Origin of the sequence: Methylocaldum sp. (genome assembly GCF_035627495.1) — a bacterium.
In the GTDB taxonomy this organism is placed as follows: Bacteria; Pseudomonadota; Gammaproteobacteria; order Methylococcales; family Methylococcaceae; genus Methylocaldum.
Genome location: NZ_DASPLO010000177.1, coordinates 1 through 18,957, shown reverse-complemented (window position 1 = coordinate 18,957; position 18,957 = coordinate 1). Strand labels below are relative to the sequence as shown.

Sequence of the window (18,957 nt, the reverse complement as noted above, 5' to 3'; positions counted from 1 at the left end):
CCGCAGATACATCACGACAAGCAAGGGCACTTAAATCGCCAATAAGTCCACTTCCTTTTCGTCCAGCAAGGTATCCACTTCTTTGATGTGCTGATCGGTTAATTTCTGAATTTGCTCCTGACTGCGCCGTTCCTGGTCTTCCGAGATTTGCTTTTCCTTCAACGCTAGCTTGAGCTCATTATTGGCGTCGCGCCGTATGTTGCGAATCGCAACCCGCGCATTCTCCGCCTCGTGACGTACAACTTTGATTAGATCACGCCGCCGCTGCTCGGTGAGCGGCGGCATAGGGACGCGTATTACCGAACCGGCTGTCACGGGATTCAAACCCAAATCGGACGTCATGATCGCCTTTTCGATAGCCTGCACCATGCTACGTTCCCACGGAGTCACAGCCAGTGTGCGGGCATCTTCGACTGCAACATTGGCGGTTTGCGTCAACGGCACCTCGTTGCCGTAGTAAGACACCATAATGTGGTCCAAGAGACTAGGGTGGGCTCGGCCGGTTCTTATCTTGGCAAGCTCATGCTTGAGCGCCTCGATACTTTTCTTCATCCGCTCCGTAGTCCGTTTTTGAATATCGTCGATCATGATTATTTACCGGTTTCAATTAAGGATCCAATATCTTCGCCCAGGACCAAACGCATGACGGCACCTGGCTCGAACACATTCATCACCCTCAACGGCATATTATGGTCGCGGCACAAAACCAGCGCCGTGGCGTCCATTACATTAAGGCGTTGATCTAAGGCCTCATCATAGGTCAGCCGCGAATAAAACCGCGCATTGGGATCCTTAAGCGGATCCGCCGAATAAACCCCTTCCACTTTAGTCGCCTTGATCAACAGCTCGGCATTGATTTCAATCGCGCGGAGGCTTGCCGCCGAATCGGTCGTAAAAAACGGATTACCGGTGCCCGCAGCAAAGACGACAACCCGACCTTTCTCAAGATGCCGGACCGCACGACGCCGGATGTAATCTTCGCAGACCTGGTTGATCTTCAAGGCCGACATGACGCGGACCGCCTGCCCGAGATTTTCCAAGGCGTCCTGCATGGCGAGGGCATTTAGCACCGTCGCCAGCATACCCATATAGTCGCCGGTAACCCTGTCCAAGCCTTCGGATGCCTTCTCCGAGCCGCGGATAATATTGCCGCCCCCGATGACCAAGCCTACCTGGACACCGATTCGGCACAGATCATTTATTTCACGCGCGAGACGTTTAATGGTCTGAGGGTCGATCCCACTTCCCTGATCACCCATAAGCGCCTCGCCACTTAGCTTTAGCAGAATTCGGGTGTATCTTGGCGCGCTCATAGGTTCAAATTCTGTGTTGTCGATTAGTTATCTGCAAGACCCTGGCGGATGCCGTGAAAAGCACTCCCGCCAGGTTCCAATCAATAATGTTTAACTGTTCCGTACTTGTGCCATCACTTCTTCGGCGAAATTGCTTTCCACCTTCTCTATGCCCTCGCCGACTTCAAAGCGGACGAAGCGCACGACACTAGCCCCTCGGCTGCTCAGCAGCTTGCCGACACTCTGATCGGGATCTTTGACAAAGGGCTGACCGAGCAAAGTAACTTCGCCCAGGAATTTCCTGATTTTGCCCTCTACCATTTTTTCGACAATATTTGCAGGCTTCCCTTCGGCCTCGGCCTGCGCCTTGGCGATTTCCTTCTCCTTGACGATGGTTTCGGCGGGCACACCCTTTTCATCTAGGCAAATGGGCTTGCTGGCCGCGATATGCATGGCGATATCCCGACCCAAATCCTGATCGCCGCCGACCAGCTCCACCAGAACGCCGATGCGAGTTCCATGCAGATAGCTTGCCATAATACCGTTCTCAGACTTGAAGCTCTCGAACCGGCGCACGTTAATATTCTCGCCGATCTTGGCAACCATCGCCCGGCGCGTTTCCTCCACGCTGGAACCGGTGGACGGCATTACCGTAGCGAGCAATTCATCGAGCGAGCCGGCTGTCGAGTCCAGTGCGGTTTGGACCACGTTATTGGCAAATTCCACGAAATCATCGCCCTTGGCGACGAAATCGGTCTCACAGTTGATTTCCACTATCGCGGCGCGCTTATTATCAGCACTCGTTTTCACAGAAATGCTGCCCTCTGCGGCGGTGCGACCGGATTTCTTGTCCGCCTTCGCAAGCCCGGCTTTCCGCATTAATTCAACAGCGGCTTCCAAATCGCCGTTGGCTTCCTGCAACGCCTTCTTGCATTCCATCATCCCCGAACCGGTGCGTTCGCGGAGCTCCTTCACCATTGCGGCACTGATATTCATTGACCGAACCTCATCATTGATTGCTTATCTTCGCTTTTCAAGCATTTACGCTTATAAAAACGCCCCCTGATGGAGGCGTTTTGAATTTGTTCAGGCGCAAAAGGAAGAACGCGCGCCGTCACTCGGCATATGCGCCTACTGCTTCTGCATCGGAGTCCGAACTAGTCTCGGTGTTCGACTCCATTTCAACAAATTCGTCTTCCGCTCCGGCAAAATCCAAGCTGTGCGCCTTGCCTTGCAAGATCGCTGTGGCGGCGCTCTGCACATAGAGCTGAACGGCACGAATCGAGTCATCGTTGCCCGGTATGACGTAGTCGATGCCGACCGGACTGTTATTGGTATCGACGACGCCGACTACCGGAATGCCCAGCTTTTTCGCTTCGCTGATGGCATTCTTTTCATAGCCTACGTCGATAACAAACATCACGTCCGGGAGTCGGTCCATATCCCGGATACCGCCCAAGCTATGCTCCAACTTCTCCAACTCGCGCATCATGCCGAGCGCTTCTTTTTTGTTGAAACGCTGCAATCGACCGTCGTCGCGCATCGCTTCCAGCTCTTTCATGCGGGCGATGGATTGCTTGATGGTTTTGAAATTGGTGAGCATTCCGCCCAGCCAGCGATAATTCACGTAAGGCATGCCACAGCGCTTGGCTTCGTCTTCAATGACCTTGCGAGTGGTTCTCTTCGTGCCCACAAAAAGAATTCTGCCCCGATTGGCCGCCTGCTGTTCGAGGTATTTCATAGCCTCGTTGAACAGAGGAATGGTTTTTTCCAAATTGACGATATGGATGTTGCTCCGCGCACCGAAAATATACGGAGCCATCTTGGGGTTCCAATAGCGCGTCTGGTGGCCGAAATGCACGCCGGCTTCCAACATCTGGCGCATGGTTACATTGGACATTCAAATCTCCTGATCGATTTCTGCCGGTCTAAACCGGCATTTGGGTTGAGCCTCCACGCATCCCAACCGGCGACCAAATCACTCGGACATGGCACCCCGCCGGGCGTGACGATACGTGTGTGTTATTGCCAAAAATGGCAGCGCTTTATACCATAACCTGCTTTATTCAACAATCCAGCCCTGTTCCCGCCTCCTCGTTCGACTGAGCGCCACACAATGGGAAGCAACGAATCTCGCGATGAGCATCACCCTTAAAACGCCTACTGAAATTGAGAAAATGCGTGTCGCTGGTCGACTCGCCGCACAAGTATTGGAAATGATCGAACCATTCGTGGTTCCCGGCACGACAACTGAAGAGCTGGATCAAATTTGTCACGATTATATCGTCGACGTGCAAAAGGCCGTTCCGGCCCCGCTGAACTACAGAGGTTTTCCCAAGTCCATCTGCACTTCGGTGAACCACCAGGTATGCCATGGCATACCGGGACCGAAAAAGCTGAAGAGCGGCGATATCGTCAATATCGATATCACCGTGATCAAGGATGCCTATCACGGGGACACCAGCAAGATGTTTCTCGTCGGCGAAGTGCCCATACGAGCAAAACGACTGGTGAAAATCTGCCAAGAAGCCATGTATCTGGGAATCCAGCAAGTACGTCCGGGCGCGCGACTGGGCGATATCGGCTTCGCCATTCAGAGGCATGCGGAATCACATGGCTATTCCGTCGTGCAAGAATTCTGCGGGCACGGTATCGGTCTCGAATTTCACGAAGAGCCTCAAATACTTCATTACGGCAAACCCAACACCGGAATCGCGCTGGAACCCGGCATGATTTTCACTATCGAACCCATGATCAACCTGGGCAAGCGCTACGTAAAAATCCTTTCCGACGGGTGGACCGCCGTTACCAAAGACCATAGTCTGTCCGCACAATGGGAACATACCGTTCTGGTTACGGGGGGCGGCTACGAAATTCTCACCCTGCGTCAAGAAGAGGCATACGCGATTGAAAACGGCCGCCTTAAACTCGCCGGATTATGACGAAATCCTTTCGTCCTCCGAGCGCATCCGAACGCTTAGGGAACATATCCAACAGAACAATGCGGAATTAGCCGAACGCTTCCACGCCGGCGTTCCGGCCGCAGAACTGATTCGGGCACGTTCCGACTTCATGGATGAACTGCTCGGAGCATGCTGGAACTACTTCCTTGGCCCCGACGCCAAACACCTTGCGCTTATCGCCGTGGGCGGCTACGGCCGACGCGAACTGCATCCATATTCCGACATTGACGTCCTCATTCTCCTCGAGTGTCAAGACAGCGAGACTAATCGCGCGGACGAACAACTCTATCGGCATGGCCTGGTCGATTTTTTCAATTTACTGTGGGACATCGGCCTTAAACCCGCTCAAAGCGTCCGCACGGTTGAAGAATGCGTGGACCAGGCCCGGCAAGACCAGACGGTTATCACCAACCTCATGGAATCGCGGTTGCTGCACGGTGCTCCAGCATTGTTCGAAGATCTGTGGACACGCATCGGACCCGAGCATATCTGGTCTTCCCAAGAATTTTTCGAAGCAAAAATGGCCGAACAGGCCGCTCGCTACGCCAAGTACCACGACACCGCCTACAATCTGGAACCCAACATCAAAGAAGGCCCAGGCGGTCTTAGGGATATTCAAATCATCGGCTGGATTATCAAGCGCCATTATAACGCCTTGAATCTACACGATCTGCTTCTGCAAGGCTGGCTCACCGAAAGCGAGTACGGTGAACTCATGCGAGCGCAACACTTCCTCTGGCAGCTCCGCTTCGCTCTGCACATCCTGACGGGGCGTTGCGAGGATCGCCTGCTGTTCGAATACCAAAAAGAGCTAGCCAGCCAATTCGGGCATCGGGACCCGGATGTCAACCAAGCCGTCGAGCAGTTCATGCAGCGCTATTTCCGCACCGTCATGGGACTGGAGCGGTTGAACGAAATGTTGCTGCAACTGTTCAAGGAAGCCGCCCTACACAGCGACGAAGACGCCGTTATCTTGCCGATAAACAGCAACTTTCAGGCAGTCAACAACTATATCGAAGCCCTGCACCCGAACGTATTTCGGGAACAGCCCCTAGCGCTGCTGCAAATATTCCTCCTGTTACAGCAGAATGCCAGCTTGTTGGGCATACGCGCGGCCACAATCCGGCTCATCCGTCAGCATCTCTACCTGATCGACGAGGACTTTCGCAACAATCCCGACGCATGCCGGCTTTTTATGGAGATTTTGCGCCAGCCGGGCGGCATCACGCATCAATTGCGTCGGATGAACCGCTACGGAATTCTAGCGGCCTATCTCCCGGCATTCGGCCGTGTAGTCGGCCGCATGCAATACGATCTCTTCCACGTTTACACCGTGGACGAACATACGCTCTTCGTAGTGCGCAATCTCAGGCGATTCGCTCTGGAAAAACACAAAGCCGAGCACCCCCTCTGCAACGAAATCTTTCAAATCATTGAAAAACCGGAACTTCTATACATTGCGGGCTTAATGCACGACATCGCCAAAGGTAGCGGTGGCGATCATTCCACCATCGGCGCGACCATTGCCGAAGACTTCTGCCAGCGCCATGGCATAGGCCGCCGTGATATCGATTTGGTCAAATGGTTGGTCCAGAACCATCTGCTCATGTCTATGACGGCCCAACGGAAGGACATTAGCGATCCGGACGTCATCCATGAGTTCGCTACCGCGATCAGGGATCAAGACACGCTGAATTATCTGTATCTCTTGACCGTAGCCGATATTCGCGCCACCAACCCCAGCCTATGGAACTCGTGGAAAGACGCCCTGCTCAAGGAGTTGTACCTCGCGACACGCTGGGCATTTCGCCGGGGACTTACGAAACCGCTGGAACAAGAGGAAAAGATTAATGCGGTTAAAGTGGAAAGTCTTTCCCTGCTTAGACGATTAGGGATTAGCGCACGGACCATCGAAAAGGTCTGGCAGATGATGAATGACGAATATTTTCTGCGTTATTTGGCGGAGGAAATTGCCTGGCATACGGTAGCCATCAGCGCTTGCAAGCCGGGAGATTTACCCCTAGCCCTGCTGCGTCCGGTCAGTCAAAGGGGTAGCGCGGAAATTTTCCTGTATGCGAAAAATCAGGATCTTATATTTGCCTACAGTACGGCGGTTCTGGATCAACTGGGACTTACCGTTTTCGACGCCAAGATTATTACCTCCGCCGATGGCTACGTGTTGAACAGCTACCACGTACTCGAGCAGACTGGAGAACCGATCAATGATCATCTTCGGCAGGCCCAGATTTGTCGCCGATTGCGCGAATGCCTGCTACAACCGAGCCCCACTCCGCTTCGCGTCCACCGGCGCGAGCCTCGGCAGATAAAGCATTTCACGGTACCCACTCAGATATATTTTCACGACGACCCGCAAAACCGTTATTCGATTTTGGAGCTCGTAGCCACCGACCGTCCTGGTCTTTTATCGAAGGTCGGCCAAGCTTTTAGGCAATGCGAAGTGCGGCTCTACAATGCGAAAATCTCCACCATCGGCAGCAGAGCCGAGGACATTTTCTATATCACCGATCATCAGGATCGTCCGCTGAATAGCGATCTCCAAAAACGCCGACTAAGCGAAGCGATCGTTGCATTGGTGGGAAAAAATTAAGGCCTTTTTTGGCAGTCTTTTCAGACACAAAAGCGCCGATAAACTCGTTTTTTCGTCAAAAACTCGTGCTATGCTTCCCCGCGATCGGTGAATAGGTCATTCCTTTTTGGAAACCCTTTTCCAAGCATTATCGGAGGATAAAGCCATGCCAACGGTTGCAGATCCGCTGATCGAAAACTGGTATCAAGATGCCGAAACAGGGAGATCGTTTCGCGTTGTCGCACTGGACGAGGAAAACGACTCCATTGAAATCCAGTATCTCAACGGCGATCTCGGCGAATTCGACTTTGTTTCCTGGTACGAGTCGCCTTTTGCGCCGATTGAGCCACCTGAAGACTGGAGCGCCCCTTTCGACGACGTGGAGACCGATGACCTTGGCTACACGGACCCGGACTTACACGAGCCGGATCAGCGGGACCTTACCCTGGATGACTTTCTAAACGAAGAAGACGAGTATTAATTTCCACCCAGCCCCTGGAAACCTACAACTCATGGACGGTTACAACGCGGCAAACGCACTGTAGCGCTCCATAAGCCCGAAAGTTTCGGCCACCGGTTTACAGGTAAGATACCCCTGATAAGTGTTGACGGCCTTGCCAAGCCCGGGTTCATCCCGGAACACCGCCAATCCCCGATTAGCAAGCCGAAGAACATAGGGGAACGTTGCCTCCGTTAAGGCGAGCGTGGATGTTCTGGGATAGGCGCCGGGCATGTTGGTTACACAATAATGGATGACCCCGTGCTTCTCGTAGACTGGCTCCGAATGGGTGGTAGGCCGCGAAGTCTCCACACAACCGCCCTGATCGATGCTTACGTCAACAATGACGGAACCGGGCTGCATCGACTTGACCATATCTTCCGTCACTACATAGTCCGCCTTGGCACCATGCCGCAATACAGCGCCGACGACTAAATCAGCTTCGCGCACCTGCCGTGCGATCGCTTCCGGCTCGGAAGCAAAAAACTCGAGATCCGCCGAAATCTCGCGCTGCATCAGTTCGCCCTTGGCCTCGTCCATGCCCGCAACCGAAACCTGAGCCCCGAGTCCCCACGCCGTTTGGGCGGCATGGAAAGCTACGACCCCATCGCCTACGATCAAGACTCGCCCATGGCGCGTCCCCAGAACCTTGCCGAGCTGCACGCCTTTACCGTCATTGAATCCCGCTAGGTAATAAGCACCGACCAGCGCAGCCATATTACCCGCAACCGCGCTCATTGGCGCGAGAATCGGCAGTCGACCGAACTTGTCCTCCAGAGTTTCGTAAGCCACCGCCGTTGTGCGGCGTTCCAGCAAGGTCTCGGTAAGCGAACGAGGCACTCCGGCAAGATGAAAAAAAGTGAAGACGATCTGGTCTCGGAGGTATGAATACTCGGATTCCACCGGCTCCTTGACTTTGAGTACCAAGTCCGCGCTCCATGCGTTCTCGGCATTGCAAATACGGGCTCCTGTCCGGACATATTCGTCGTCTCCCAATCCCGAACCGAGCCCCGCATTCGATTCCACCAAAACCTCATGCCCCGCCTCGACGAGTATCGACGTGTAACGCGGAATTAAGGCGACACGGTTTTCTTCGTTTTTGATCTCTTTAGGTACGCCGATTCTCATGGCAGTATACGACTCTACGATTTTTTGAATTCCTGAAGGATATGGACACGCTTGGATGTATCAGGCCATCCTTGAAAAGGCATTCTTACTCCAACTGTAGTCGAAGCCTCCGCGTTCAGTTCGGAATCACATATCTCGCGTCGAATAGCCGATTAACAAGGAATCCAGCGCTTAGAGCCGACGACTACTCGAATCCGGGGAGCGGCCCAGAAATCATCCGGAGCTGTTATCGAGTCTCGTCTTGTGAAGACGTCTACTCGGAGTGCCTAAACGGCACGAAAGCTACCGGAAGCACGGATCGTGAATCGATGATCCCATCCTCGCCCTTGGTTAAGAGCTTAAGCTCCTGATCTCTGAAGGGCAATCCTACCGGGATCACCATGCGACCGCCCGGCTTAAGCTGATCCAGGAGCGGCGGCGGAACCTTCGGCGCAGCGGCCGTAACAATTATGCCATCGAATGGCGCATGTTCCGGGCATCCGTGATAGCCGTCGCCGGTAATAACTTCAACGTTTGGGTAACCCAAGCGTTGCAGTTTTTCCCGCGCCGCATCAGCCAATTCTTCCACCACCTCTACGGAATAGACTTGTCGAGCGAGCAGGGACAACACCGCCACCTGGTAACCTGAGCCACAGCCAATCTCAAGGACGTTCGAGCGGGCATCGAGCTCCAACAGATCGGTCATCAGAGCCACGATATAAGGCTCGGAAATGGTTTGTCCCCAGCCTATGGACAAAGGGGCGTTGACGTAAGCCTCGTCCTGACGTTCATGAGGAACAAAAAGATGCCGAGGCACTTTGGCTAGAGCGGACATCACAGCCGGACTAAACCGGCTGCGTCCTGTATACGAGGCGGTGGCTCGGGCTTCCGCCTCGATGGAGGCAATCATATTCGAGCACTGCTGCGCGAATCGTGAATCGGAATGCTGTTCAGGTTGCCGCCCGGTCAACGGCGCCACTCAGCGACCAGCTTAAGGCATTCCCGGCGCCACTGGCACTCGAGATCTTTGCATTCCATGCGATTCTCGGATAAGAAACATGCGGCTTTGCCTCTGGCTCGTTGGATGGCCCACACGAGTTGTTTTTCTGTGCGGAAAAAGTCGAGATCTCGGATACCCTCGTGACGGGCTATATCCAAAAGCTCTGCTGCATTAATCATCAATCTCTCCTTGGTTCGGACACGTCTAAAAAACAGCGCGATTCCGCGCTTGAATCTTCCTTGGACCAAAATTTATCGTTTATCGAAAAAGCGCCTAATTCTCCTTCTTAGCTTGTGCAAAACATTCCTCCCGCCATAGACAACCGTGCTGATCGCACGTAGCGTCGCGAGCCGTACCGAAGCAGTCGAAATTTCCTTCGACAACTTGGATCTTTCGAATCAGATCCCGCTTGCTCAAACGGCCTGGCACTAGACCAATACGTTTGGCGATTTCGCGAACTTCATCGACACGCATAATGAACCTCCTCCAGAAATCGGCTCAATTCTGAGATGCGAATTTGATAATTGCATTACAAGGACCAAAACGATTCAGCCATCAAGTGCCTTGGGATCTTTCAGGCAACATACGTGCCGCATAATCGGCCGCACCCATCAGCCCAGTGCAGGGATTTAATGCGACGCGAACCGGGATGGTTCCGAGAAACTCGGAAAGCCTGCCTTTGGCGCGAAAACCTTCCAGAAAAGAACCATCCTGCAGTGCGGGCAAAATCTTCGGCGCGATGCCACCGCCAACCAGAACGCCTCCTGTGGCGAAACACTTCAAGGCCAAGTTGCCGGCCTCCGCACCAAAAATGCGCGCGAATAGGCTCAGAGTTCCCCGGCACAGCGCATTTCCCGCGTGTAATGCATGCGTACTGATTTCCCGCGCCGGGTCGTCCGCCTTGCTGATCGAAGCGGCCAATTCAGGCGATTCGGGTGCATGCTCTGCGTCGCGCAAATATTCGTAGATATTGACGATGCCCGGACCTGACAGGATCCGCTCATAACTCACATGCCCTCCGAATTTGTTCCGCAAATAGATGAGCAGGCCGTCTTCCAGTGCATTATTAGGCGCAAAGTCCTCATGTCCCCCTTCCGTCGCCAATGCGTGATAGAAATGGCCATCCCAGTACAATATGGCCTGGCCCAGCCCGGTACCCGCGGCGATTACCGCCCGGTTGCCGGTTGCCGGCATCGCGCGTGGGTTGAGCTCGATCCATTCGTCCGGACCCAGCCAGAGCAACCCCAGGGCCATGGCTTGAAGATCGTTCAGCAATTTCACCTTGGGGATGCCCAACAGGGTCATCAGGTGCTTTTCGTCGATCAACCAAGGTAGATTGGTCGTCTGGCAGCGCCCATCGATGACAGGGCCGGCGACCCCGAAGCACGCGGCGTCCAATGACTCGCCCCGGCCGCTCAAGAAATCCCTAACAATTTCCTCAAGCGAGTCATATCCCGCACTTGGATAAGTCTCCTCTCTCAGTACTGCGGGCCGTCCTTCCGGGCGCCCGTCATACAAAGCCAGAATCGTTTTCGTTCCACCCACATCGCCCGCTAATAACATGACGGCCCTCCCGTAGTACTTAGGAGAGATTAATAAAATCGGTATTCCTGAAACTTTTTGACGTTCCCCTTCTTGTCGAAGAGCAGCACGGCGAAAGGATCTTTTTTTCCGCCCATTTCCATCCCCGGCGTACCCGCGGGCATCTCGGGAACGGCAAGGCCCGCCGACTCGGGCTTGGTTTGCAGCAATTTCTGAACATCCGCGGCAGGAACATGGCCCTCGATCACATAACCGTCGACCAGCGCCGTATGGCAGGACTGCAGATTTTCCGGCACTCCGAGCTCTTTCTTGATCTTGTCCATGTCGCCGGTTTTGATATCGCGCACGGTGAAGCCGTGTTTTTTCATATGCTCCAGCCATTTCCCGCAACAGCCGCAGGTGGGACTGCGGTAGACCGTCATCTCCACTGGCTTATCCAGGACCGGCATGCCTTTGTCCCATACGCTCTCCTCGGCATGGACCGAAAACGCCGACAGAAGTATCGTCATTAGCATCAAACGCAAAAATTTCATTGATCACTCCAGGTTTAAAACAATTCCCCGTTCAGGGTGGCGACCACCGCGCGTGAACCGCCTTGATCGCGGTGCTCGCCCAAATAGATGCCCTGCCAGGTGCCCAATAACAATCGCCCGTCGCCGACGGGAACGGTTACGCCGGACCCCATCAGACAGGATTTGATGTGAGCCGGCATATCGTCAGCCCCTTCCAGGGTATGGGTGTAATGGGCCGAACCGTCGGGCGCCAGACTCCTTAGATGAGTTTCCAGGTCGCGCCGCACGCTCGGATCGGCGTTCTCATTGAGAACCAGCGACGCGGAGGTATGTTGAATAAAAAAATGGGCGATACCGACGCGGAAATTCTTCAGTTCGGGCAAAAAGCCCAGCAGTTCTTCGGTAATTAGATGAAAACCGCGCGGCCGCGGTTTCAATGCGATTCGTTTTTGCAGCCACATTAGATTAGAGCCGGATCATACGTTTTATGGATTGTAATTATCGAAGCACCATAGCCAATCTGTCGCATAGCGTAAATACGCGTTTTCCTGACTTGATTAAGGCTTTGAGCGGACAGTGGCGCTTTCGCGTACGCCTAAAACACTTTCACTGCCGTTGCCTTGAAACTGACCCAAACGTTCTTCCCCAGTCCCAAGCCAAGATTTTGCAGCGATTCGAGCGTGATCCGGGCGTGCAGTTTCTCGCCGATATCAATAGTAATCCTCGCCCGTCCCGCCTCTTCCGCGATCATGATGATGCGGCCGGGAAACGAGTTGCGGAGACTGGAGTTCAGGGGATTCGGAGAAAGCACGATTTCTTCGGGGTCGACCGCGAGATACGAACCCTGATCCAGCGCACGCGGCACCTGAATGGCCAGCTTGCCGGTGTCGAACACGCCGTCCCGAAGCGTTCCGCGAAATAAGTTGATCAGCGGCGCGCCCACCACCCTCCCAGCGAAAAGGCTTATGGACTCGTCGGCGAGTGCCGCGCCCTGCAATCGCTCATGGGTGCTGAACACCACGGTCTTTCCGCTTTTCCGCGCATAATTTGAGATCGCCTGCTCGACCAAGTGCACGCCGCCTTGATCGAGGTACGTAAACGGCTCGTCGAACAACAGCACGTCGGGCTCCGAGGCCAGCGCCCTCGCCAAAGCGACCCTTTGCTTCTCGCCGCCCGAAAGCGCACTGACGGGGCGTTCCCCAAACCCACCAAGCCCGACTCGCTCCAATGCATCCATGGCGCTGCGTCGCCGCTGCTCTTTCCCGATACCTCGGAGCTTCAAACCCAGCTCCACGTTGTCGATTACGCTGCCTTTAATCAAATAGGGATTTTGCGCCACCAGTCCGACCCGGCGTCTGAGTGCCAGAATGTCTTCGCCTCTAACCGGCTGACCGAAGAAATACATTTCGCCGGCATCGGGGCAAATCAGAAAAGCGAACAGATTGAGGAGAGTGCTCTTACCCGCCCCGTTCGGCCCGATCAGCGCGGTAACCTTTCCGGCATGGATAGCCAGGTGATCGATGGCCAATGCCGGCCTATCGGCATAAGCGAAAGCCACTTGGTCCAGCCAATACGCCCGTTTCAACCGGCACTCCTCTCAACCGGCCGCAGTAACCAATTTACCGAGAAGGCGACCAGCAACAACATCATGCCCAAGGCCAGCCCGAGCTCGAACTCGCCTTTATTAGTCTCCAGAGCGATGGCGGTGGTCATGGTGCGGGTGAGCCCCTGGATATTTCCACCCAGCATCATTGCGGTTCCCACTTCCCCGATAGCTCGCCCGAAGCCGGCCGCAACCGCCACCAGCAGACTTAAGCGGGTTTCGGACAAAACCAGTCCGAATTGCTGCACACGGCTGGCCCCCAAGGAGCGCAGCGTAGGCAGCAAACGCGGATCGGCGGACTCCACGGCGGTCATCGCAAGATTCATGACGAGCGGAAAAACCAGCACGGCCTCGCCGATGATGACGGCCGCCGGCGTGTACAAGAGACCAAAGTCGCCCAACGGTCCACGGCGGCTGAACAGCCCGTAAAAAATCAGGCCGATCATGACCGTCGGCATCGCCATCAGAGAGTTCAAGCTCTGCCGCAATAGCCGCTTCCCCGTAAATTCCGTGGACGCCGACCAGACCCCCGCCGGTACCGCGAGAAGCGCCGCGCAAACCGTTGCGGTAAGCGAGATCCGGAGCGATATCCAAACGATTTGGTAAACCTTGGGATCGAACTGAAAAATCAACCGGAGTGCGGCAAGAAAAGAATCGGCAAAGTAATCCATGAGGGGACATCAGGGGCGGCAGGGTCGAATTTTGCGAAAACACGATGGGATAAGCAAGTTTTCCATTCACTCCGTTCATCCGGTCAAAAAACACGGCCAACATGGATCAATCTTCGCTGACGGTCGGTCGTGGCTGACGATACAATAGGCTTACTTTTCATCCGGACGTATTAATCACCCGCCATGCGCACCAGCCAATTTCCGCTCAACACGATCAAAGAGACCCCGACCGACGCCGAAATCGTCAGCCACAAACTGATGCTGCGCGCCGGCCTGATCCGCAAACTCGCCGCCGGCCTTTACACCTGGCTGCCTTTGGGATTGCGCGTACTCCGCAAGGTGGAACACATAGTCCGCGAGGAAATGGACCGCAGCGGCGCTTTGGAAGTGCTCATGCCGGCGGTACAACCCGCGGAGCTTTGGCAGGAGTCGGGCCGCTGGGATGTGTTCGGCCCAGAGCTTTGCAGGTTCAAGGATCGCCACGAGCGGGGTTTCTGCCTGGGCCCCACCCACGAGGAAATCATCACCGACTTGGTGCGCAACGAGATCAAGAGCTACAAGCAGGTCCCGGTCAACTTTTACCAGGTTCAAATGAAATTCCGGGACGAGACCCGCCCCCGGTTCGGCGTTATGCGGGCGCGCGAGTTCCTGATGAAAGACGCTTACTCGTTCCATCTCGACAAGGAATCCTTGCAGGAGACTTACGACCGGATGTACGAGACCTACTCCCGCATCTTCGAACGCTTGGGACTGCAATTCCGGGCCGTGCTGGCCGATACTGGCGCCATCGGCGGCAGCATGTCCCATGAGTTTCACGTGCTGGCCGATTCCGGAGAAGACGCCATCGCCTTCTCCGACCAGAGCGATTACGCGGCGAACGTGGAAATGGCCGAGGCCCTCGCTCCCGCCGCGCCGCGTCCACCGGCGAGCCAGCCTAAGGAGAGGATTGCGACGCCGGGCAAGACCAGCATTGCCGATGTGGCGGAATTCTTGAACGTCCCGACCGAAAAAATCGTCAAGGCCATCGCTGTGATGATCAGCAAGCGCGAGCTCAAAAGGGAATGGGAGGAATTTTGCCTGTTGCTGCTGCGGGGCGATCATGAGCTTAACGAGGTCAAGGCTCAAAAAATTCTTGGAAATTTCCGCTTCGCCACCGAGGAAGAAATCGAGTCGCATATGGGCTGCCGGCCCGGCTACATCGGCCCGATCGGCTTAGCTGCTTTGCGCGTGAGGATCATCGCCGATCGCGCCGTTCCGGCGATGAGCGATTTCGTCTGTGGCGCCAACGAGAAAGGGTTCCATCTGACCGGCGTCAACTGGGATCGAGACCAACAAGCGCCCCAGCATGTTTACGACCTCCGCAAGGTGACGGAAGGCGATCCAAGCCCCGACGGCAAAGGGAGTCTCCGCATCGCGCGCGGCATCGAAGTCGGGCACATCTTCCAGCTCGGCACGAAATACAGCGAAGCGATGCAGGCCACCGTGCTGAACGAGCGCGGTGAGAACCAGGTATTGACTATGGGCTGCTACGGTATCGGCGTATCGCGCGTGGTCGCCGCCGCCATAGAACAGAACCATGACGAGCGTGGGATCGTTTGGCCCGAAGCGCTTGCGCCGTTCCAGGTCGCTCTGGCGCCGATCAACATGTACACCTCGGAGCGGCTGCGGGAAACCGCCGAGCATCTATACAATTCGCTGCGGAATGAAGGCATCGAGGTGTTGTTCGACGATCGCAAGGCCCGCCCTGGCGTCATGTTCGCCGATTTGGAGCTGATCGGCATTCCGCACCGCGTGGTCATCAGCGAGCGTTTGCTTGAGTCGAATCAGGTGGAATACAAAGGCCGGCGGGACGCCGAAGCGATTCAAATCCCGCTGGAGGAAGTCGCGCCGTTTCTACGGGCACGGATAAACGGCATCGGTTAGCCGCAATCCGGCGCTCAGGCTTTGGGCGCCGGACTTTTCACTCCACGGATTGCGCGGCCTAATCGGGCAAGTTGGAACCTCCCCAGTATGCCCTTATACTATGCCCCGCTTTTTAAGCGGTAAGGCGCTGAACTTAGGAACCGAACAGTCCCTGCATGAATCCTCATCTGCAAAAACTACAGCCCTACCCGTTCGAGAAGCTGGCGGAGCTCAAACAAGGAATCACCCCGCCGGGTGATAAGCCTCATATCGCATTGTCGATAGGAGAGCCGAAGCATCCGACGCCGCACTTCATCGCCGAAAGCCTGATCGCCCACCTTCACGGGCTGACCAATTATCCGGCCACCAAGGGGATCTTAGAACTGCGCCGGACCATCGCGGACTGGCTGTCGCGCCGGTTTTCCCTGCCTGCCGAAAGCGTGGACCCGGACCACCATGTGCTGCCCTGCAACGGCACCCGCGAAGCCCTGTTCTCGTTCGCCCAGTGCGTCGTCGACGCCTCGAAACGGCCATTGGTGCTGATGCCCAACCCCTTCTACCAGATCTACGAAGGCGCGGTCCTGCTGGCCGGTGCGGAACCCTATTTTCTCAATGCGACTCGGGAAACCGGCTATCTGCCGGACTTCGAATCGGTGCCGGACAAGGTTTGGCAACGTTGCCAACTGGTTTATATTTGCTCCCCCGGCAATCCCACCGGCTCCGTCATCGGCGCGGAAACGCACAGAAAGCTCGTGAATCTGTCGGAACGGTATGGTTTCATCATCGCCTCGGATGAATGTTATTCCGAGCTCTATGCCGACGAATCGGCTCCGCCGCCGGGCCTGCTGCAGTCTGCCCATGCCATGGGCAATACGGAGTTCAAGCGCTGCGTCGTGTTTCATAGCCTTTCGAAGCGCTCCAATGCGCCTGGACTGCGGTCCGGTTTCGTAGCCGGAGATGCCGAGATCCTCAAGCAGTATCAGTTGTATCGGACCTACCACGGCTGCGCTCTCTCGCTGCCGGTGCAGCACGCGAGCATCAAGGCTTGGCAGGACGAAAAACATGTTGTGGAAAACCGAGCCGCATATAGACGGAAGTTCTCGGCGGTATACGAGGTCCTGAAGGACCAGCTCGACCTGTCGATGCCGCCGGCCAGCTTCTATCTCTGGCCCGACACCCATCGCGACGATCGGCAATTCGCGCGGGATCTTTATGCCCGGCAGAACCTGACCGTGCTTCCTGGCAGTTTCTTGTCCCGCGAGGCCCATGCCGCCAATCCCGGCCAAAATCATGTCCGGATGGCATTGGTAGCCCCTTTGGAAGAATGCGTGGAAGCTGCCCACCGCATTCGAGAGTTCGTTCAATCCTTGTAAATCGAAAAGTAAAGTCATGTCCTTAGAAAACATTATCAATGAAGCCTTTGAAGACCGAGCCCAACTCACGCCGTCCTCGACCAGCGCGGTGATTCGTGAAGCCGTGCAGGAAGCCTTAGCGCTGCTCGACAGCGGACGCGTCCGGGTCGCCGAAAAGAAAAGCGGGGAATGGGTCGTCAATCAATGGCTCAAAAAAGCCGTGCTGCTGTCTTTCCGCATCGCCGACAACCGGATCATGGAAGGCGGTGAGACCAAGTATTTCGACAAGGTCGAACCGAAATTCGGCGGCTTCAGGCCGGAACACTTCGCCGCCATCGGCGCTCGCGTGGTGCCGCCCGCAACCGTCCGGCGCGGCGCTTACATCGGACCCGGCGTCGTTTTGATGCCGTCATTCGTCAACATCGGCGCATACGTAGATTCCGGCACGATGGTCGACACTTGGGCTACCGTAGGTTCCTGCGCCCAGATCGGCAAGAATGTGCACCTTTCCGGCGGCGTCGGTATCGGCGGCGTATTGGAGCCCTTGCAGGCTGCGCCCACCATCATCGAGGACAACTGCTTCATCGGCGCACGCTCGGAGGTCGTCGAAGGCGTCATCGTCGAGGAAGGCTCGGTCATCTCCATGGGCGTGTACATCGGCCAGAGCACCAAGATCTACAATCGCATGACCGGCGAGATCACCTACGGACGCATACCGGCCGGCTCGGTGGTGGTGTCCGGGAACCTACCCGCAAAGGATGGAAGCCACAGCCTTTACTGTGCAGTGATCATCAAGCACGTGGATGAGAAAACCCGCAGCAAAGTGGGCATCAACGAACTGCTGCGCGATTAATCGAGTTTGGGGATAAGCAAGTCAATCCGGGAAAATTCAAACATAACAATGAGGTAGAACTATGAAAAAAAGCCTGTTTCTGAGCCTAGCGCTGCTGGTTTCCACGAGCGCCTTCGCCGCCACGGATCACTACGTCCGCCGTGAGGGCAATCATGTCCAGCATCTTAAAGTCACCAAACTTGGCGACGACGTCAACGTAAGCATGGACGTCGATTTCGAGCCCACCGGTTCGGCCGAGGAAGGCCGGAAACCGTGCTCCGCCGAAATTTCGGGCGAAGCCAAGGCGGTCAGCGAGAACGAACTGGTGCTGAAAAAGCAGGCCGAAGGCGAAGCCCACTACTGCTCGCTGAAAATATTGCTGTCCAGCGACGGCGCCAAGGTCGAGCAATCGCCGGACTGCAAATATTTCGTCGCGGGCATCTGCCACTTTGACAGCGACGGGCGGGAACTGATCAAGGTTAAATAACGGCTTGCTCAGCCCCAGAAATGCGAAGCCCCGCCGGATCGAGCGGGGCTTTTTTTATTAGAAAGTCCGGTAGATGTCCCCGTGGGCCTTGATCGGAGGGATCTCTTCGTCTCCAGCGCATCGGGAGCCGCCGGGCTCATCGGCACGTAACATTCGGGCGGGGTACAAACCCCGGCCCGCGCAGGGGATCGCGTCGTTGTACTTGGCCCCGGCGTCGCGGAAGTATGCTTGCCGCATGGCATCAAAGTTGACCAGCGGTATGCCTCAGATCGCCGCCTCAACTCCTCGCCGTCACAGCGTACGCTCAACGAGTTCGGTTGAACTAAATGTTTGAGTCGCTTTGGAAGCACGCTGTTCACTCATTGTGTAACTCCTTTCTTCTTTCTGTTTCCGCACGTCACGACAAGTCACAGAGAGAGTTTAACAAGCACCATTAGAAACTCGACTCCTCTTCCAAGTAATCATCTGGGGGTGTAAAAAGAACTGTGTAATTGGTTTGTATAATCTGACAAAAAGGAAAATAAAGATGACCAGTGATACAGCCAAACAAGACGCCCTGTTAGACGAGTTGCTCAAAGGCTATTCGGATCCCAAGGACATTTTGGGTG

The 18,957-nt window shown here is 55.4% G+C and carries 18 protein-coding genes; 7 read left to right on the top strand and 11 right to left on the bottom strand.

Annotated features, from left to right (window positions below):
* Window positions 1-30: 30 nt before the first annotated feature.
* The 4 genes from frr to rpsB all read right to left on the bottom strand — a co-directional run bounded on the left by frr (window position 31) and on the right by rpsB (window position 3,192).
* Window positions 31-588 carry a ribosome recycling factor gene (gene frr, locus VEB01_RS16320; RefSeq protein WP_324877266.1) on the bottom strand — a complete coding sequence of 186 codons (558 nt, stop codon included), beginning with the start codon at window positions 586-588 and terminating at the stop codon, window positions 31-33.
* Window positions 589-590: 2 nt separating this feature from the next.
* Window positions 591-1,313: a UMP kinase gene (pyrH, locus tag VEB01_RS16315; RefSeq protein WP_324877265.1), complete on the bottom strand. Its 723-nt coding sequence runs from the start codon at window positions 1,311-1,313 to the stop codon at window positions 591-593.
* 90 nt (window positions 1,314-1,403) lie between these two features.
* On the bottom strand, window positions 1,404-2,288 hold the full coding sequence (gene tsf / locus VEB01_RS16310; RefSeq protein WP_324877264.1) for a translation elongation factor Ts: 885 nt from the start codon (window positions 2,286-2,288) through the stop codon (window positions 1,404-1,406).
* A 118-nt stretch (window positions 2,289-2,406) separates the two neighbouring features.
* Complete coding sequence (rpsB, locus tag VEB01_RS16305; protein WP_324877263.1) at window positions 2,407-3,192, bottom strand: 30S ribosomal protein S2; 786 nt, start codon at window positions 3,190-3,192, stop codon at window positions 2,407-2,409.
* A 238-nt stretch (window positions 3,193-3,430) separates the two neighbouring features.
* On the opposite strand from rpsB, the gene map reads away from it, so the two are divergent.
* The 3 genes from map (at window position 3,431) to VEB01_RS16290 (ending at window position 7,323) form a co-directional block, all read left to right on the top strand.
* Window positions 3,431-4,234, top strand: a complete 804-nt coding sequence (gene map, locus VEB01_RS16300) for a type I methionyl aminopeptidase (protein ID WP_324877262.1) — start codon at window positions 3,431-3,433, stop codon at window positions 4,232-4,234.
* Complete coding sequence (gene glnD, locus VEB01_RS16295; protein WP_414675498.1) at window positions 4,200-6,863, top strand: [protein-PII] uridylyltransferase; 2,664 nt, start codon at window positions 4,200-4,202, stop codon at window positions 6,861-6,863. The genes map and glnD overlap by 35 nt, the downstream gene beginning before the upstream one ends.
* A gap of 145 nt (window positions 6,864-7,008) precedes the next feature.
* Window positions 7,009-7,323 carry a DUF6763 family protein gene (locus VEB01_RS16290; protein WP_324877261.1) on the top strand — a complete coding sequence of 105 codons (315 nt, stop codon included), beginning with the start codon at window positions 7,009-7,011 and terminating at the stop codon, window positions 7,321-7,323.
* Window positions 7,324-7,362: 39 nt separating this feature from the next.
* Here the strand turns inward: VEB01_RS16290 and ald are convergent, their stop codons facing one another.
* From ald to VEB01_RS16255, 7 genes are all read right to left on the bottom strand, one after another.
* Window positions 7,363-8,469 carry an alanine dehydrogenase gene (gene ald / locus VEB01_RS16285; RefSeq protein WP_324877260.1) on the bottom strand — a complete coding sequence of 369 codons (1,107 nt, stop codon included), beginning with the start codon at window positions 8,467-8,469 and terminating at the stop codon, window positions 7,363-7,365.
* Window positions 8,470-8,722: 253 nt separating this feature from the next.
* A complete protein-coding gene (locus VEB01_RS16280; protein ID WP_324877258.1) occupies window positions 8,723-9,358 on the bottom strand; it encodes a protein-L-isoaspartate(D-aspartate) O-methyltransferase in 636 nt (211 codons plus the stop codon).
* Window positions 9,359-10,003: 645 nt separating this feature from the next.
* Window positions 10,004-11,011, bottom strand: a complete 1,008-nt coding sequence (gene glk, locus VEB01_RS16275) for a glucokinase (protein ID WP_324877256.1) — start codon at window positions 11,009-11,011, stop codon at window positions 10,004-10,006.
* A 29-nt stretch (window positions 11,012-11,040) separates the two neighbouring features.
* On the bottom strand, window positions 11,041-11,523 hold the full coding sequence (locus VEB01_RS16270) for a DUF411 domain-containing protein (RefSeq protein ID WP_324877254.1): 483 nt from the start codon (window positions 11,521-11,523) through the stop codon (window positions 11,041-11,043).
* A 14-nt stretch (window positions 11,524-11,537) separates the two neighbouring features.
* Window positions 11,538-11,963, bottom strand: coding sequence for a secondary thiamine-phosphate synthase enzyme YjbQ (locus VEB01_RS16265; RefSeq protein ID WP_324877252.1), 426 nt, complete (start codon window positions 11,961-11,963; stop codon window positions 11,538-11,540).
* A gap of 134 nt (window positions 11,964-12,097) precedes the next feature.
* Window positions 12,098-13,087, bottom strand: coding sequence for an ABC transporter ATP-binding protein (locus VEB01_RS16260; RefSeq protein WP_324877250.1), 990 nt, complete (start codon window positions 13,085-13,087; stop codon window positions 12,098-12,100).
* A complete protein-coding gene (locus VEB01_RS16255) occupies window positions 13,084-13,776 on the bottom strand; it encodes an ABC transporter permease (RefSeq protein ID WP_324877248.1) in 693 nt (230 codons plus the stop codon). Before VEB01_RS16255 ends, VEB01_RS16260 begins: the two co-directional genes overlap by 4 nt.
* Before the next feature lie 183 nt (window positions 13,777-13,959).
* Here VEB01_RS16255 and VEB01_RS16250 point away from each other — a divergent pair, with 183 nt between their 5' ends.
* The 4 genes from VEB01_RS16250 (at window position 13,960) to VEB01_RS16235 (ending at window position 18,349) form a co-directional block, all read left to right on the top strand.
* Window positions 13,960-15,699: a proline--tRNA ligase gene (locus VEB01_RS16250; RefSeq protein WP_324877246.1), complete on the top strand. Its 1,740-nt coding sequence runs from the start codon at window positions 13,960-13,962 to the stop codon at window positions 15,697-15,699.
* Between the two features lie 155 nt (window positions 15,700-15,854).
* Window positions 15,855-17,051 carry a succinyldiaminopimelate transaminase gene (dapC, locus tag VEB01_RS16245; RefSeq protein WP_324877244.1) on the top strand — a complete coding sequence of 399 codons (1,197 nt, stop codon included), beginning with the start codon at window positions 15,855-15,857 and terminating at the stop codon, window positions 17,049-17,051.
* 16 nt (window positions 17,052-17,067) lie between these two features.
* Window positions 17,068-17,883 (top strand): 2,3,4,5-tetrahydropyridine-2,6-dicarboxylate N-succinyltransferase, encoded by an 816-nt coding sequence (dapD, locus tag VEB01_RS16240; RefSeq protein ID WP_324877242.1) that lies wholly within the window; start codon window positions 17,068-17,070, stop codon window positions 17,881-17,883.
* A gap of 61 nt (window positions 17,884-17,944) precedes the next feature.
* The gene (locus VEB01_RS16235; protein ID WP_324877240.1) at window positions 17,945-18,349 is read left to right on the top strand and encodes a hypothetical protein; all 405 of its coding nucleotides are present in this window, start codon (window positions 17,945-17,947) and stop codon (window positions 18,347-18,349) included.
* Window positions 18,350-18,957: the final 608 nt, after the last annotated feature.

Excerpts from the sequence above, each read along its gene's own strand:
- VEB01_RS16290 (WP_324877261.1), top strand. The coding sequence starts at position 7,009 with ATGCCAACGGTTGCAGATCCGCTGATCGAAAACTGGTATCAAGATGCC.
- rpsB (WP_324877263.1), bottom strand. The coding sequence starts at position 3,192 with ATGTCCAATGTAACCATGCGCCAGATGTTGGAAGCCGGCGTGCATTTC.
- frr (WP_324877266.1), bottom strand. The coding sequence starts at position 588 with ATGATCGACGATATTCAAAAACGGACTACGGAGCGGATGAAGAAAAGT.
- VEB01_RS16280 (WP_324877258.1), bottom strand. The coding sequence starts at position 9,358 with ATGATTGCCTCCATCGAGGCGGAAGCCCGAGCCACCGCCTCGTATACA.
- dapD (WP_324877242.1), top strand. The coding sequence starts at position 17,068 with ATGTCCTTAGAAAACATTATCAATGAAGCCTTTGAAGACCGAGCCCAA.
- pyrH (WP_324877265.1), bottom strand. The coding sequence starts at position 1,313 with ATGAGCGCGCCAAGATACACCCGAATTCTGCTAAAGCTAAGTGGCGAG.
- tsf (WP_324877264.1), bottom strand. The coding sequence starts at position 2,288 with ATGAATATCAGTGCCGCAATGGTGAAGGAGCTCCGCGAACGCACCGGT.
- VEB01_RS16250 (WP_324877246.1), top strand. The coding sequence starts at position 13,960 with ATGCGCACCAGCCAATTTCCGCTCAACACGATCAAAGAGACCCCGACC.
- VEB01_RS16235 (WP_324877240.1), top strand. The coding sequence starts at position 17,945 with ATGAAAAAAAGCCTGTTTCTGAGCCTAGCGCTGCTGGTTTCCACGAGC.
- VEB01_RS16255 (WP_324877248.1), bottom strand. The coding sequence starts at position 13,776 with ATGGATTACTTTGCCGATTCTTTTCTTGCCGCACTCCGGTTGATTTTT.
- ald (WP_324877260.1), bottom strand. The coding sequence starts at position 8,469 with ATGAGAATCGGCGTACCTAAAGAGATCAAAAACGAAGAAAACCGTGTC.
- VEB01_RS16265 (WP_324877252.1), bottom strand. The coding sequence starts at position 11,963 with ATGTGGCTGCAAAAACGAATCGCATTGAAACCGCGGCCGCGCGGTTTT.
- VEB01_RS16270 (WP_324877254.1), bottom strand. The coding sequence starts at position 11,523 with ATGAAATTTTTGCGTTTGATGCTAATGACGATACTTCTGTCGGCGTTT.
- glk (WP_324877256.1), bottom strand. The coding sequence starts at position 11,011 with ATGTTATTAGCGGGCGATGTGGGTGGAACGAAAACGATTCTGGCTTTG.
- map (WP_324877262.1), top strand. The coding sequence starts at position 3,431 with ATGAGCATCACCCTTAAAACGCCTACTGAAATTGAGAAAATGCGTGTC.
- dapC (WP_324877244.1), top strand. The coding sequence starts at position 15,855 with ATGAATCCTCATCTGCAAAAACTACAGCCCTACCCGTTCGAGAAGCTG.